Origin of the sequence: Streptomyces sp. NPDC005402 (genome assembly GCF_040606575.1) — a bacterium.
Classification (GTDB): Bacteria; Actinomycetota; Actinomycetes; order Streptomycetales; family Streptomycetaceae; genus Streptomyces.
The window spans coordinates 64,002-77,063 of record NZ_JBEXFB010000013.1; the positions used below are offsets into that span (position 1 = coordinate 64,002).

Annotated in this window: 15 protein-coding genes; 5 read left to right on the top strand and 10 right to left on the bottom strand. The window is 71.7% G+C overall.

The window, feature by feature from the left end:
- Position 1: 1 nt before the first annotated feature.
- A complete protein-coding gene (locus tag ABZT02_RS25020) occupies positions 2 to 580 on the bottom strand; it encodes a DNA-3-methyladenine glycosylase I (protein WP_356020846.1) in 579 nt (192 codons plus the stop codon).
- Positions 577 to 936: a DivIVA domain-containing protein gene (locus ABZT02_RS25025; protein WP_356020848.1), complete on the bottom strand. Its 360-nt coding sequence runs from the start codon at positions 934 to 936 to the stop codon at positions 577 to 579. The genes ABZT02_RS25020 and ABZT02_RS25025 overlap by 4 nt, the downstream gene beginning before the upstream one ends.
- 146 nt (positions 937 to 1,082) lie before the next feature.
- Between ABZT02_RS25025 and folP the strand changes: the two genes are divergently transcribed.
- Positions 1,083 to 1,943 carry a dihydropteroate synthase gene (gene folP / locus ABZT02_RS25030; RefSeq protein WP_356021212.1) on the top strand — a complete coding sequence of 287 codons (861 nt, stop codon included), beginning with the start codon at positions 1,083 to 1,085 and terminating at the stop codon, positions 1,941 to 1,943.
- Between the two features lie 116 nt (positions 1,944 to 2,059).
- On the opposite strand, the gene ABZT02_RS25035 is transcribed toward folP, so the two are convergent.
- Together ABZT02_RS25035 and dapE are read right to left on the bottom strand one after the other, a co-directional pair.
- On the bottom strand, positions 2,060 to 2,818 hold the full coding sequence (locus ABZT02_RS25035) for a TIGR00730 family Rossman fold protein (protein ID WP_356020851.1): 759 nt from the start codon (positions 2,816 to 2,818) through the stop codon (positions 2,060 to 2,062).
- Between the two features lie 121 nt (positions 2,819 to 2,939).
- Positions 2,940 to 4,019, bottom strand: a complete 1,080-nt coding sequence (gene dapE, locus ABZT02_RS25040; RefSeq protein ID WP_356020853.1) for a succinyl-diaminopimelate desuccinylase — start codon at positions 4,017 to 4,019, stop codon at positions 2,940 to 2,942.
- A gap of 85 nt (positions 4,020 to 4,104) precedes the next feature.
- Between dapE and ABZT02_RS25045 the strand changes: the two genes are divergently transcribed.
- Positions 4,105 to 5,073: a heavy metal transporter gene (locus ABZT02_RS25045; protein WP_356020855.1), complete on the top strand. Its 969-nt coding sequence runs from the start codon at positions 4,105 to 4,107 to the stop codon at positions 5,071 to 5,073.
- 274 nt (positions 5,074 to 5,347) lie between these two features.
- Positions 5,348 to 5,791: an ATP-binding protein gene (locus tag ABZT02_RS25050; protein ID WP_356020857.1), complete on the top strand. Its 444-nt coding sequence runs from the start codon at positions 5,348 to 5,350 to the stop codon at positions 5,789 to 5,791.
- A gap of 70 nt (positions 5,792 to 5,861) precedes the next feature.
- Here the strand turns inward: ABZT02_RS25050 and ABZT02_RS25055 are convergent, their stop codons facing one another.
- Together ABZT02_RS25055 and fdxA are read right to left on the bottom strand one after the other, a co-directional pair.
- Positions 5,862 to 6,956 (bottom strand): bifunctional succinyldiaminopimelate transaminase/glutamate-prephenate aminotransferase, encoded by a 1,095-nt coding sequence (locus ABZT02_RS25055; RefSeq protein WP_356021214.1) that lies wholly within the window; start codon positions 6,954 to 6,956, stop codon positions 5,862 to 5,864.
- 111 nt (positions 6,957 to 7,067) lie between these two features.
- Positions 7,068 to 7,385: a ferredoxin gene (gene fdxA / locus ABZT02_RS25060; RefSeq protein ID WP_007384503.1), complete on the bottom strand. Its 318-nt coding sequence runs from the start codon at positions 7,383 to 7,385 to the stop codon at positions 7,068 to 7,070.
- Between the two features lie 140 nt (positions 7,386 to 7,525).
- On the opposite strand from fdxA, the gene ABZT02_RS25065 reads away from it, so the two are divergent.
- Together ABZT02_RS25065 and ABZT02_RS25070 are read left to right on the top strand one after the other, a co-directional pair.
- Positions 7,526 to 8,569, top strand: a complete 1,044-nt coding sequence (locus ABZT02_RS25065; protein WP_356020860.1) for a GNAT family N-acetyltransferase — start codon at positions 7,526 to 7,528, stop codon at positions 8,567 to 8,569.
- Positions 8,570 to 8,601: 32 nt separating this feature from the next.
- A complete protein-coding gene (locus tag ABZT02_RS25070) occupies positions 8,602 to 9,453 on the top strand; it encodes a transglutaminase-like domain-containing protein (protein WP_356020862.1) in 852 nt (283 codons plus the stop codon).
- 91 nt (positions 9,454 to 9,544) lie between these two features.
- On the opposite strand, the gene ABZT02_RS25075 is transcribed toward ABZT02_RS25070, so the two are convergent.
- The 4 genes from ABZT02_RS25075 to ABZT02_RS25090 are packed head-to-tail and all read right to left on the bottom strand — an operon-like array spanning position 9,545 to position 12,970.
- Positions 9,545 to 10,162 carry a response regulator transcription factor gene (locus ABZT02_RS25075; RefSeq protein ID WP_356020864.1) on the bottom strand — a complete coding sequence of 206 codons (618 nt, stop codon included), beginning with the start codon at positions 10,160 to 10,162 and terminating at the stop codon, positions 9,545 to 9,547.
- Positions 10,159 to 11,325: a histidine kinase gene (locus ABZT02_RS25080; protein ID WP_356020866.1), complete on the bottom strand. Its 1,167-nt coding sequence runs from the start codon at positions 11,323 to 11,325 to the stop codon at positions 10,159 to 10,161. The genes ABZT02_RS25075 and ABZT02_RS25080 overlap by 4 nt, the downstream gene beginning before the upstream one ends.
- Positions 11,322 to 12,062, bottom strand: a complete 741-nt coding sequence (locus tag ABZT02_RS25085) for an ABC transporter permease (protein ID WP_356020869.1) — start codon at positions 12,060 to 12,062, stop codon at positions 11,322 to 11,324. Before ABZT02_RS25085 ends, ABZT02_RS25080 begins: the two co-directional genes overlap by 4 nt.
- Positions 12,059 to 12,970: an ABC transporter ATP-binding protein gene (locus tag ABZT02_RS25090; RefSeq protein ID WP_356020872.1), complete on the bottom strand. Its 912-nt coding sequence runs from the start codon at positions 12,968 to 12,970 to the stop codon at positions 12,059 to 12,061. The genes ABZT02_RS25085 and ABZT02_RS25090 overlap by 4 nt, the downstream gene beginning before the upstream one ends.
- Positions 12,971 to 13,062 lie beyond the last annotated feature (92 nt).

Here is a 13,062-nt window from a genome sequence, read left to right on the forward strand (position 1 = left end):
CTCAGCGGGTTCTCGCGACGCACGTCTCCAGGTGGTCGTCCACCAGTCCGCACGCCTGCATCAGCGCGTACGCCGTCGTCGGGCCCACGAAGCGCAGGCCGCGCTTCTTCAGGGCCTTGGACAAGGCCGTCGACTCCGGGGTGACCGCGGGGACGTCGGCCAGGGTCCTGGGGACCGCGTGCGAGGCCGGCGCGTGGGACCAGATCAGCTCGTCCAGCTCGCCCGGGGACCATTCGGCCAGCACGCGCGCGTTGGCCATCGTCGCGTCGATCTTGGCGCGGTTGCGGATGATCCCCGGGTCGAGGAGCAGGCGGTCCCGGTCGGCCTCGCCGAAGGTCGCCACCTTGGCGATCTCGAAGCCCGCGAAGGCGGCGCGGAAGCCCTCGCGGCGGCGGAGGATGGTGATCCAGGACAGCCCGGACTGGAAGGCCTCCAGGCTGAGGCGTTCGTACAGGGCGTCGTCGCCGTGGACCGGGCGGCCCCACTCCTCGTCGTGGTACGTCACGTAGTCCGGCGTGGACAGGGCCCAGGGGCAGCGCGGCGCGCCGTCCGGGCCGGCCAGGGCGGTGCCGTCGCTCACTGCTGCTCCCCGTGGCCCTGCTCCGGCTTCCGCAGGGCGACGTGGGCCGCGGCCCGGGCGCCGGCCAGCGCGGACTCCAGGTCGGCGATCCGGGCGTCCCGCTCGGCGAGCTCGGCGCCGAGGCGGCTGAGCGCGTCGTCGACGTCCGCCATGCGGTAGCCGCGGGCGGTCAGCGGGAAGCGCAGGTCCTCGACGTCCGCTCGGTTCACCGGCCGGTCCGGCGGCAGCGGGTCCTGGAGCCGCTCCGGGGCGACGTCGGGCAGCGGGCCGTCGCTGTCGCCGCCGCCCACCACGGCGAGCGTCACCGCGGCGACCACGACCGCGAGCGCGATGACCAGGAACAAGAACATAACCATCGCTGAGGTCCCCAGGGTCCCTGCCGGCGGCCGGCCACCGGCGTCGAATGTGTCAGGGTCCGATCGTGCCATGCGAGTCTGACAGTTAGGGTCGCAGGCGGCCGCAGACGCCGAACACATGGACGTAGGAAGTGAGGTCACAGGGGATGCTCAGGCTGGGCAGGCGTGCATTCGACGCGCACGAACCGGTGATCATGGCGATCGTGAACCGGACCCCCGACTCCTTCTACGACCAGGGAGCCACCTTCCTCGACGAGCCCGCCCTCGCGCGCGTGGAGCAGGCGGTGGCCGAAGGGGCCGCCATCATCGACATCGGCGGGGTCAAGGCCGGCCCGGGCGAAGAGGTGTCCGCGGCGGAGGAGGCCCGGCGGACCGTCGGGTTCGTGGCGGAGGTGCGGCGGCGGTTCCCCGACGTGATCATCAGCGTCGACACCTGGCGGGCGTCCGTCGGCGAGGCGGTGTGCGAGGCGGGGGCGGATCTGCTGAACGACGCGTGGGGCGGGGTCGATCCGGGACTGGCCGAGGTCGCCGCGCGGTACGGGGTGGGGCTGGTGTGCACGCACGCCGGGGGCGCGGAGCCTCGTACACGGCCGCATCGGGTGACGTACGACGACGTCGTGGCCGACATTCTGCGGGTGACCGTGGGGCTGGCCGAGCGGGCGGTCGCGCTGGGGGTGCCCCGGGAGTCGGTGCTGATCGATCCCGGACACGACTTCGGGAAGAACACGCGGCACAGTCTCGAGGCGACCCGGCGGCTCGGGGAGATGGTCGAGACGGGCTGGCCTGTGCTGGTGTCCTTGTCCAACAAGGACTTCGTGGGCGAGACCTTGGACAAGCCGGTGAAGGAGCGGGTGGTGGGGACGCTGGCGACCACCGCGGTGTCGGCGTGGCTGGGGGCTCAGGTGTACCGGGTGCACGAGGTCGCCGAGACGCGGCAGGTGCTGGACATGGTGGCGTCGATCGCGGGGCACCGGCCGCCGGCGGTCGCGCGTCGGGGGCTGGCCTAGGGCTTTCTCGCCCCCGCCTCCCCTACCCGTCCCGTCCCGTCCCGTCCTGCGGGGGCTCCGGCTCCAGGCCCCCGCTCCTCAAACGCCGGAGGGGCTGGACTCCAGCCCCTCCCGCTCTATCGGCCGGCCTCCTTCGACACCAGCGCCACCGCCTCGTCCACGTCGTCCGTCACGTGGAACAGCAGCAGGTCCTTCTCCGACGCCTTTCCCTGGGCGATCAGGGTGTTCGTGAGCCAGTCGACCAGTCCGCCCCAGTACTCCCTGCCGAAGAGCACGATCGGGAAGCGGGTGACCTTCTGGGTCTGGACGAGGGTCAGGGCCTCGAAGAGTTCGTCCAGGGTGCCGAGGCCGCCCGGCAGGACCACGAACCCCTGCGCGTACTTCACGAACATCATCTTGCGGACGAAGAAGTAGCGGAAGTTGAGACCGATGTCGACGTAGGGGTTGAGCCCCTGCTCGAAGGGGAGCTCGATGCCGAGGCCGACGGAGGTGCCGTTGGCCTCGCAGGCACCCTTGTTGGCCGCCTCCATGGCGCCGGGGCCGCCGCCGGTGATCACGGCGAAGCCCGCTTCCACCAGGCCCCGGCCGAGCCGCACTCCCGCCTCGTACTCGGGGGAGTCCGCCGGTGTCCGCGCCGAGCCGAACACGCTGATCGCGGGCGGGAGTTCGGCGAGCGTGCCGAAGCCCTCGATGAACTCCGACTGGATGCGCAGGACGCGCCAGGGGTCGGTGTGGACCCAGTCCGAGGGGCCGCCCGCGTCCAGCAGGCGCTGGTCGGTCGTGCTCGCCGTGACCTGTCCCCGCCTGCGGAGGACAGGTCCCAGGCGCTGCTCCTCCGGCGGCTGCTTCTTGCCCTCGGGGTTCCCGGTAGCCATGTGCGCTCCCTCCGCTTGCCTGGTCTTTCCGTCTCAGCGTAGATCTACGCGGGTTACGGAGGGGGGACGTCCGCGTGTCCGCCATGAAGCGCCACCGGGCGCGACCCCGCGGGAAACGGCCTCACGACGTCAGCCAGGCCCTCAGCTTCTCCTCCGCCTCGGGGATCAGCGACGCCTTGACCCGCTCGTCGACCTTGTGCGCGAGCAGCGGCTGACCGGGGCTGTAGTTCACCGCGGGCACGCCGAGGGCGCTGAAGCGGGACACGTCCGTCCAGCCGAACTTGGGGCGGGCGACGCCGCCGACCGCGGCCATGAAGGCCTGGGCGACGGGGTGCGTGAGGCCGGGGCGGGCGCCGCCGGTGTGGTCGTCGACGGTGAACTCGTCGACCCCGCAGTCCGCGAAGAAGTCCCGCACGAAGGCCTCCGCCTCGACCTCGCTGCGGTCGGGCGCGTAACGGAAGTTGACCGTCAGGGTGCAGGAGTCGGGGATGACGTTCGTGGCCACGCCGCCCGTCACGCCGACCGCGTTGAGGCCCTCGTGGAACTCCAGTCCGTCCACGACCGGCTTGCGCGGCTCGTAGGCCGCCAGCTTCGCGAGGGCGGGAGCGGCCTTGTGGATCGCGTTGGACCCCATCCACGCGCGCGCGGAGTGTGCCCGCTCTCCCTTGAACGTCAGCAGCACCCGCAGGGTTCCCTGGCAGCCGCCCTCGACCTGGTTGTCCGTCGGCTCCAGGAGGACCGCGAAGTCGCCCTCCAGCCACTCGGGGTGGGCCTCGCCCACGTGTCCCAGGCCGTTGAGGTGGGCCGCGACCTCTTCGTTGTCGTAGAAGATGAAGGTGAGGTCCCGGTTGGGCTCCTGGACCGTCGCCGCGATGCGCAGCTGGACCGCGACCCCGGACTTCATGTCGCAGGTGCCGCAGCCCCACAGGTAGCCCTCGTCGTCGAGGCGCGAGGGGACGTTGCCCGCGATGGGGACCGTGTCGATGTGGCCGGCGAGGATGACGCGTTCCGAGCGGCCGAGGTTCGTGCGGGCGACGACGTTGTTGCCGTGGCGGTCGACCGTGAGGTGCGGCAGGGCGCGCAGGGCGGTCTCGATCGCGTCCGCGAGGGGCTTCTCGGTGCCGCTCTCGGAGGGGAAGTCGACGAGCTGCGCGGTCAGCCGGGCTGCGTCCAGCGAAAGGTCAAGAGGGGTGTCGGCCATGCTCCCGACCCTAACGCCCCCGCTCCGCGCGCTCACTGTCCCCGTCCGGCGCAGACGTCTCAGTACTCTCCAGTATCTTGTCCGGATGCCAGAGCCGTTGCCCCCTACTCGCAAGCGCCGTGGCCGTCTCCTCCGCTTCGCGGCGGCCCTCGTGGTCCTGTGCGCGGTCGCCGGTTACCTCGTGGTGCAGTACGTCACCGGAGGCACCGACGGGCCGAGCTGCACAGTCGTCTCGGGCGGTGCCGACGGGCCGTCGTACGAGTTCACACCCGAGCAGGCGGTGAACGCGGCGACGATCACCGCCGTCGGTACCGGGCGCGGGCTGCCGGAGCGGGCGGTGACCATCGCGCTCGCCACCGCGCTCCAGGAGTCGGGGCTGCGCAACATCTCGCACGGCGACCGGGACTCCCTCGGGCTCTTCCAGCAGCGGCCCTCGCAGGGCTGGGGCACCCCGAAGGAGATCCTGGACCCGACGTACGCGGCGGGCGAGTTCTACAAGCACCTGGTCAAGGTGAAGGGCTACCAGGACCTCCCGCTGACCGTCGCCGCCCAGCGCGTGCAGCGCAGCGGCTATCCGGAGGCGTACGCCAAGCACGAGCCGGACGCCACCGTGCTCGCCGCGGCCCTCACCGGCACCTCGGCGGCCACCCTGACCTGTGACGGCCGTCAGGAGACCACCCGGGCGGCCCAGGACACCGCCACGGGCCCCGACGCGGTGCGGTCGGCCCTCGTACGGGACTTCGGGCGCGACGCGCTGGAGACGACCGCCGCGGAGGTGGGCGCCAAGGCCGCGCCGAGCCCGACGCCGACCACGGGTGACGCGCGCACGGTGACCCTCCCCGTGCGCAAGGACACCAGCCCGGGTTCCGATCGCAGCCTCAGGGAACGCGGCTGGCAGCTCGCCCACTGGGCCGTCGCCAACTCGTCGGCACTGCGCATCGAGCGGGTCTCCTACGCCGGGCGGCAGTGGACGGCCGGGAGTACCGACAGCGAGTGGCGGACGGCGGGCGGCGAGGGTGGCACGGGGTCGGTGCGGATACTGACGGCACGGTAGTTCGGACGATCACCTGGAAGGGTCACGTCCGGCCGCCGCCGGAGCGGGTGGGCGCAGGTTTTCGTCACCTCACCCCCGTATCCGCCAAAACCCTTGAGAACAAAGGGCTGCAGGGATTCGAAGGACTTTCGGACCGGAAGCTTTTTGTCCGTTTTTATCCGCAGGTGATAATGCGACGCATTGCCAACTCTTTACGTTGCGCGTCCGCAACCTTCGTCGGCTTCGAGCGGTAGTCACGGCGTCCTAGCAACGTTTCCTCCGTCGAAGGAGCAACATGTCCCTCCCCCTGACCCGCAGGATCGCCCGTGCCGCGCTGCTCGTCGCTGCCGGAGCGGCCGCCGGGGTCGGTGCGGCCGGCTCCGCCAGTGCGGCCCCCGCCGCGCTGCCCGCCACTCCGAACCTCGGCGGGCTGACCGCTCTGGACGGGGCGCAAGTCGGCAACACGGTGGACGCCACGGCGCAGACCCTGGCCGGGACCGCGGGCAAGACCGGTGGCAAGGCGGTCCAGAAGGCGGTGCCGTCCGCGGGCAAGACCGTGAAGAAGGTGGCGCCGGTCGCGCAGAAGACGGCGGGCGAGGCCGCGGGCTCCGCCGGGAGCGTCCTCGGTGACACGACGTCCACGGCGACGAAGGGCGGTCTGCCGACCGACTCCCTCACCAAGGGCGGCGGCCTGCCGGCGGCGGGCACCCTGCCGGTGAAGGGCCTCCCGGTCGGCTAGTACCACGCGCATACGGTGATGGGGGTCCAGGAAAGCCGTCCTGGGCCCCCTCGCCGTATGCGCGTGGCACCTACGCCAGGCGCTGGACCGCCGCCCCCACCCGCTCGTCCGTCGCCGTCAGCGCGACCCGTACGAAGTGCTCGCCCGCCTCGCCGTAGAAGTCGCCGGGGGCCACCAGGATGCCGAGGTCGGCCAGGTGGGCGACCGTCGACCAGCAGGACTCGTCCCGCGTGGCCCACAGGTAGAGGCTGGCCTCGCTGTGCTCGATGCGGAAGCCGTGGTTCAGGAGTGCCTCGCGCAGCAGCGACCGGCGAGCCGTGTAGCGCGCCCGCTGTTCGTGGACGTGGGTGTCGTCGCCCAGGGCCGCCACCACCGCCGCCTGGGTGGGCGCCGACGTCATCATGCCGCCGTGCTTGCGGATCTCCAGGAGGGGAGCCAGGACGGCCGGGTCGCCCGCGAGGAAGGCCGCGCGGTAGCCGGCGAGGTTGGAGCGCTTGGACAGCGAGTGGACGGCCACGATGCCGTCGTAGGAGCCGCCGTTGACGTCCGGGTGCAGGACGGAAACCGGGTCGGCCTCCCAGCCGAGCTCCAGGTAGCACTCGTCGGAGAAGACCAGGATGCCGTGGGACCGGGCCCAGGCGACGATCCTCGTCAGCTCGTCCTTGGACAGCACCTTGCCGGTCGGGTTCGACGGGGAGTTGAGCCACAGGAGCTTCAGGCCCGCCGGGTCCAGCTCGGTGGGGTCGTCGTAGACCTCGTGGCCGGCGCGGGCGAGGCGGGCGCCGACCTCGTACGTCGGGTAGGCCAGGCGCGGGTACGCGACCCGGTCGCCGGGGCCGAGGCCCAGCTGGGTGGGGAGCCAGGCGACGAGTTCCTTGGAGCCGACGATCGGCAGGACGTGGCGGTGGGTGATCTCGCGGGCGCCGAGTCGCCGCTCGACCCAGCCGGTGATCGCGTCGCGCAGCGCCGGGGTGCCCCACACCGTCGGGTAGCCCGGGGAGTCCGCCGCGTCGATCAGGGCCTTCTGGACGAGATCGGGGACCGGGTCGACGGGGGTGCCGACCGACAGGTCGACGATGCCTCCGGGGTGCGCGGCGGCCGTCTTCTTGTACGGCTCCAGCTTGTCCCAGGGGAAGGTGGGAAGGCGGTCGGAGACTGCGGACACGGCGTGCGCGCTCACTTTCGGGTCGTACGGGGAACACTTCGGTCCCGCAGGCCACGATCGAGAACGATCAGGCCGTACGGGACCGAGGCGACACGGAAAGGTGCCGGCTGATCAGGCCTGCGGCGGCAGCGCGGCGATGAACGGGTGGTCCCGCTCGATCAGACCCAGCTTGCTGGCGCCGCCGGGCGAGCCGAGCTCGTCGAAGAACTCGACGTTCGCCTTGTAGTAGTCCTTCCACTCGTCCGGAGTGTCGTCCTCGTAGAAGATCGCCTCGACCGGGCAGACCGGCTCACAGGCACCACAGTCGACGCATTCGTCCGGGTGGATGTACAAGGACCGGGAGCCCTCGTAGATGCAGTCGACCGGGCACTCCTCGATGCAGGCCTTGTCCTTCACGTCGACACAAGGCTGCGCGATGACGTAGGTCACGCTGTCGTTCCTCCTCCATAGGGCGCTGGCGGGCCTCCTCAGGCTCCGCCGCCTCGCGCGCGGGAGCGCGGCGTCGTCGATGCCCGCACCTAGTATCTCCGTTCTTGGGCACGATCCGAACAGGAGGGGTGAACTGACCTGTGGAAATCTCCGCCGCGGGCCGTCTCGTCGTCCGCATCTCTGCAGCTGACGTGGGCAAACGTGTATCCGTACGCCACCTTGCCGAAACCGGGGTCACGCGGGAGAAGTTCACCGACACGGTCGGTGTTCTCACATCATGGGACGACGGTGTGCTGATGATCACGCGCCGGGACGGGCAGAGCGTCCGCATCGCGGAATCTGCGCTGGTGGCGGGCAAGGTCGTGCCCGCCGAGCGGGCCCGCCGCCGGGGCCCGGCCGCCTCGTACGGGGAACTGGCCCGGATCGCCGCACGCGGCTGGCAGCCGGTGGAGAGCGAGCGGCTCGGCGAGTGGGAGCTGCGCGCCGCCTCCGGATTCACCCGCCGCGCCAACTCCGTCCTCCCGCTCGGCGACCCCGGCCTGCCCCTCGACGAGGCCCTGACCGCCGTACGACGCTGGTACGGCGACCGCGGACTGCCGGCGTACATACAGACCGCGACCGGCGCCGCGGGCACCCAGGAGGTGCTGTGCGCGGAGCTGGAGACGCGCGGGTGGACGCGGGAGGTGACGGCGGAGTTGTGGACCGGGGCGCTGGCGCCGGTCGCCGACCGGTCGCCCGACGAGGCCGTGGCCCTGTCCCGGCAGGCCGACGCGGACTGGCTGGCGCGCTATCAGCGCAAGGGAGTGAGCGAGGTGGCGCTGCGGGTGCTGGGAGGGGGGTCCCCCCGCTCGAGCGGGGCCGAGAGTGGGGGAGGGCCGTCGGTGTGGTTCGCCACCGTCCCCGGTGAGGACGCTCCGGCCGCGATCGGGCGGTGTGTCGTCGACGGCCGGTGGGCCGGTTTCGCCGCGGTCGAGGTGGATTCCGCGCTACGGCGACGGGGGCTGGCCTCGACCGTGATGGCGGCGCTGGCCCAGCGTGCCCTCGACGAGGGGGCGTCGGCCGCGTGGCTCCAGGTCGAGTCGGACAACGCCGGTGCACGGGCCCTGTACGAGCGGATGGGGTTCGCCGCGCACCACGCCTACCACCACTACCGCGAACCGGACGTCTTGGGCGTGACGCGGTAATAGCGATCTCCGTGAGAGGGCACCAGCCAGCTATGCGTCCCCCGTTTCCGCCGTCACCCGAACGTTCCGCCGAGCTCCGGAGGCGGTTCGCCGCAGAGGCGCGCTCGGAGCGACCCGACCTGTCCGCGCTGTGTCTGCTCGTGGCGGCGCAGGCCGACGGGGCGCTCGACGAGGCCGGCATCGACGCGACCCAGATCGAACTCGACGCGCTGGCCGGTCAGTTGCCGTTCCGGCCGGGCGGGCCGCGGTCGTGGGCGGTGTCGTTGCGGGAGTTGCTGGGCGACCGGTGCGGGTTTCGCGGCTCCGCCGCGGACTATCAGCGACTGGAGTCCTCGTTGCTGCACGAGGTGCTGGTGCGGCGGCGCGGTTTGCCGATCCTGTTGTCGGTGGTGTGGATGGAGGTGGCCCGGCGGGCGGGAGCTCCCGTGTACGGGGTCGCTCTGCCGGGGCATTTCGTCGTGGGGTTCGGGTCGCCGGAGGAGCAGGTGCTGGCCGATCCCTTCGACGGGGGGAGGGTGTTGAGCGGGGGTGATGCGGAGGTGCTGGTCGCGGGGGCGACAGGGGGGTCGCTGGATCCGGCGATGCTGGGGCCCGCGCCTCCGCTGGAGGTGGTGCAGCGGATCCTGAACAACGTGCGTGCGTGGGCCGCGGCTCGGCCGGAGCGGTCGGATGTGGGGCTGTGGGCCGTGGAGTTGGCCCTGCTGTTGCCTTCGCATCCGGCGCGACTTCGGTACGAGCGGGCGCAGTTGCTGGTGCAGCGCGGTGACTTCGTCGAGGGGGCCGGGGAGTTGGAGGCGTACGCGGGGGTGGTGGCCGCCGTGGATGAAGCGGCGGCGGCCAAGGTGCGACAGCAGGCTCATGCAGCACGGGCGATGTTGAACTAAGGCCGTCGTAGCGTCTACAGGTGCATCGTGGCCGGTCGGGCGCCCACGCGGCGGAGCCGCACATAGATACAGCCCCGTGCCCCTGGGTGGGTCACAGCCAGCCCTTTTCTCTTGCGATCCGGACTGCCTCCGCCCTGTTCCGCACCGCGAGTTTCTGGATCGCCGTCGAGAGGTAGTTGCGGACCGTGCCCTGGGAGAGGTGCAGGGCCTCTGCCAGTTCGGCGTTGGTCGAGCCGTCGGCCGCCGCTCGCAGGACCTCGCGCTCACGGTCCGTCAAAGGGTTCGCGCCCTCCGCGAGAGCCGCTGCCGCCAGCGTGGGGTCGATGACCCGCTCCCCCGCCAGTACCTTGCGTACCGCTTCCGCCAGTTGGGCCGCGGGGGCGTCCTTGACCAGGAAGGCGTCAGCGCCCGACTCCATCGCGCTGCGGAGGTAGCCGGGGCGGCCGAAGGTCGTGAGGATGACGAGCTTCACCGCGGGAAGTTCCTTGTGGAGCTGGGCCGCCGCCTCTATGCCCGTCGCGCCCGGCATCTCGATGTCCATGAGGGCCACGTCGATGTCGTGGGCGCGGGCCGCCGCCAGGACCTCGTCGCCGCGGGCCACTTGGGCGACGACCTCGATGTCGTCCTCCAGGCCGAGCAGGGCGGCCAGGGCCTCGCGGACCATCGACTGGTCCTCGGCGAGCAGGACCTTGATCGTGCGGCTCGTCATGAGGCGGATCCTACGTCGGCCGCGGCACCGGCGGGCACGCGGGCGACCAGCCGGAAGCCTCGCCGGGTGCCGGTGGCCTCCAGGGTGCCGCCGGCCTTCTCCAGGCGCTCGGTGAGTCCGGTGAGGCCGTTGCCGGGGCCGTTGCCCGCGCCGCCCGAGCCGTCGTCCTCGACGGTGAGTTCGAGCCGCGGACCGTCGAGGGTCTGGCGGTGCAGCAGCTCCACCGTGCAGCCGCGGGCGCCGCTGTGGCGTACGACGTTGGTGACCGCCTCGCGCAGCGCCCAGGCGAGGGCCGACTCGCTCTCCTCGGGGACGCCGGTGAGGTCGGGTTCGGCGGGCAGCGCGGCGGTGACCCCGGCGGCCGTCAGGGCGACCTGGGCGCCCGCGAGTTCCGCGGCCAGGCGGGCGCGCCGGTAGCCGGAGACCGCCTCGCGGACGTCCACCAGGGCCTGCCGGCTGACCTGTTCGATGTCGGCGACCTGCTGGGCCGCCTTGTCGGGATGGGCGGGAAGCATCCGGCCCGCCAGCTCGCTCTTGAGGGTGATGAGGGACAGGGAGTGGCCGAGGAGGTCGTGCAGGTCCCTGGCCAGGCGCAGCCGCTCCTCGTTGGCGGCGAGCTGGGCGACCCGCGCCCTCGCCTCCCGCAACTCGACGGTCGTACGGACGAGTTCGCGAACGCCGGTCATCGCGAACCCGCCGAGCAGGGCCGGGATGAGGAGGGCGCCGATGTACTCCGTGCCGTCGGCGACGACCAGGGCGAGCCCCGCCATCAGGGCGGACGCGGCGGGGATGGTCCAGCGGGCGAGCCGCAGCGGCAGGGCCGCGCCGGACGCGATCGAGACGTACACGAAGAGGACGAGCCACTCGCGGCCCAGGGTGAGGACGAGCAGGGTCGACTCGGCCGAGAGGACCGCGAGGGAGACGAGCACGAAGTCCTGGGCATCGCGGCGGCCGGTCCTGAACAGCAGGGCCAGGTACCAGGCGACGAAGCCCGCGAGGCCGAGCCAGCCGAGGACGACGGCCACGACCCCGTGGCCGCCGTGCAGGAGGTCCGAGACGGGTGCGCTCAGATAGACCAGCCAGATGCCCGTCCACAGCATCTTGACCATCATCTGCTTGCGGGTCTCCGGGCGCTGCCCGATCCCGACGCCGGTGCCGCTCACGCCTTCAACGTGTCCTTCCGGTACAGCCAGGCCGCGCCGCCCGCGAACAGGGCGAAGGAGACGGCCAGGATGGCGATGTCCTGTGCGTGCGGGGCGCGGCTCTGTTCGATGGCCTGCCCGAGGGCAGCGTACGCGTGCGTGGGCAGCCACTCGGCGATGTCCTGGAGCCACTGCGGGAAGGTCGTCGTGGGCATCCACAGGCCGCCCAGCATCGACAGGCCGAAGTAGGTGATCATCGTGATCGGGCGGACCGCGTCCCCGCTCGCGAGGTAGCCGATGGCCACGCCGAGCGCGGCGAAGACCAGGCTTCCGGCCCAGATCGCGCCGGTGAGGGCGAGCCACTGCCAGGCGTCCAGACGTACGTCCTTCACAACCGCGGCGACCACGAACACGACCACGATCGAGGGCAGGCTCACCACCGCCGCGCTCGCCGTCTTGGCGAGGACATAGCCGCGGCCCGGGAGGCTCGTCAGCCTCAGCTGCCGTACCCAGCCGCCCTCCCGTTCCTTCGCTATGCGCTCGCTGTTGCCCATCAGGACGGCGGTCAGGGCGCCGAAGGAGGCCATCGAGACCATCATGTACGTCGCGACCGTCAGGCCGGTGCCGTCGACCTTGTCGGTGGTCCCGGAGCTGCCCGCGATGATCAGGAACAGCAGCGACGGGTACAGCACCGAGAAGAACAGGAACTTGCGGTTGCGCAGGGCGCGAACGAGTTCCAGCTTGATCAGGCTGTTCATGAAGTACGGGCCTCCTCGGCCTCGGTGATGGCGACGAAGGCCTGCTCCAGGCCGAGCCCGGCGACTTCGAGGTTGCGGGGGTAGACGCCGAGGCCGTACAGGGCGTGGACGGTCGCGTCGGCGTCGGTGGACTGGATGCGGACGGTGTGGCCGCTCACGTCGATCGAGGTGAGGAAGGGGAGGTCGCGCAGCGGTCCCTCGTCGATGACGCCCTCCAGGTCGAAGGCGATCCTGCGGGCGCCCGCCTTGGCCTTGATCTCGGCGGCCGTGCCGTCGGCGAGCAGGCGGCCCCGGTGCAGGACGAGCACCCGGTCGGCGATGGCGTCGGCCTCTTCGAGGTAGTGGGTGGCGAAGAGGACCGTACGGCCCTGGTCGGCCTGTTCGCGCATGGTGGCCCAGAAGGCCTGGCGGGTGGTGACGTCCATGCCGGTCGTCGGCTCGTCGAGGACGATCAGGTCGCTGTCGCCGGCCGTCGCGAGGGCGAAGCGGACGCGCTGGGCCTGGCCGCCGGAGAGCTTGTTGACCTTGCGGTCGGCGATCTGTGCGATGCCTGCGCGGGCGAGGACGTCGTTCGGCTTGTAGGGCTTGGGGTGCAGGTCGCAGGCGAGCCGTACCAGCTCGGCGACCGTGACCTCGTCCATCAGGCCGCCGCTCTGGAGCATCGCGCCCACGCGTCCGGCGACGATCGCCTCACGCGGGGTGGTGCCGAAGAGCCGGACGCTGCCGCTGTCGGGCTGCTTGAGGCCGAGCAGCAGATCAAGGGTGGTCGACTTGCCGGCGCCGTTGGGGCCGAGCAGCGCGACGGTCTCCCCCGGGCGCAGGGTCAGGGTCAGTCCGTCCACGGCGCGTACCTCGCCGTACGCCTTGCTCACCTGGTCGAACGCGACCACCGGGGCTGTCGTTGTCATACGGCCATGGTGGCTCCGCGAGCGCGGTGGCGTGCAGTGTCGGCCGTCCGGAGTGCCGCATGACAGATGTCATGTCTGCGGCACTCCGGTGT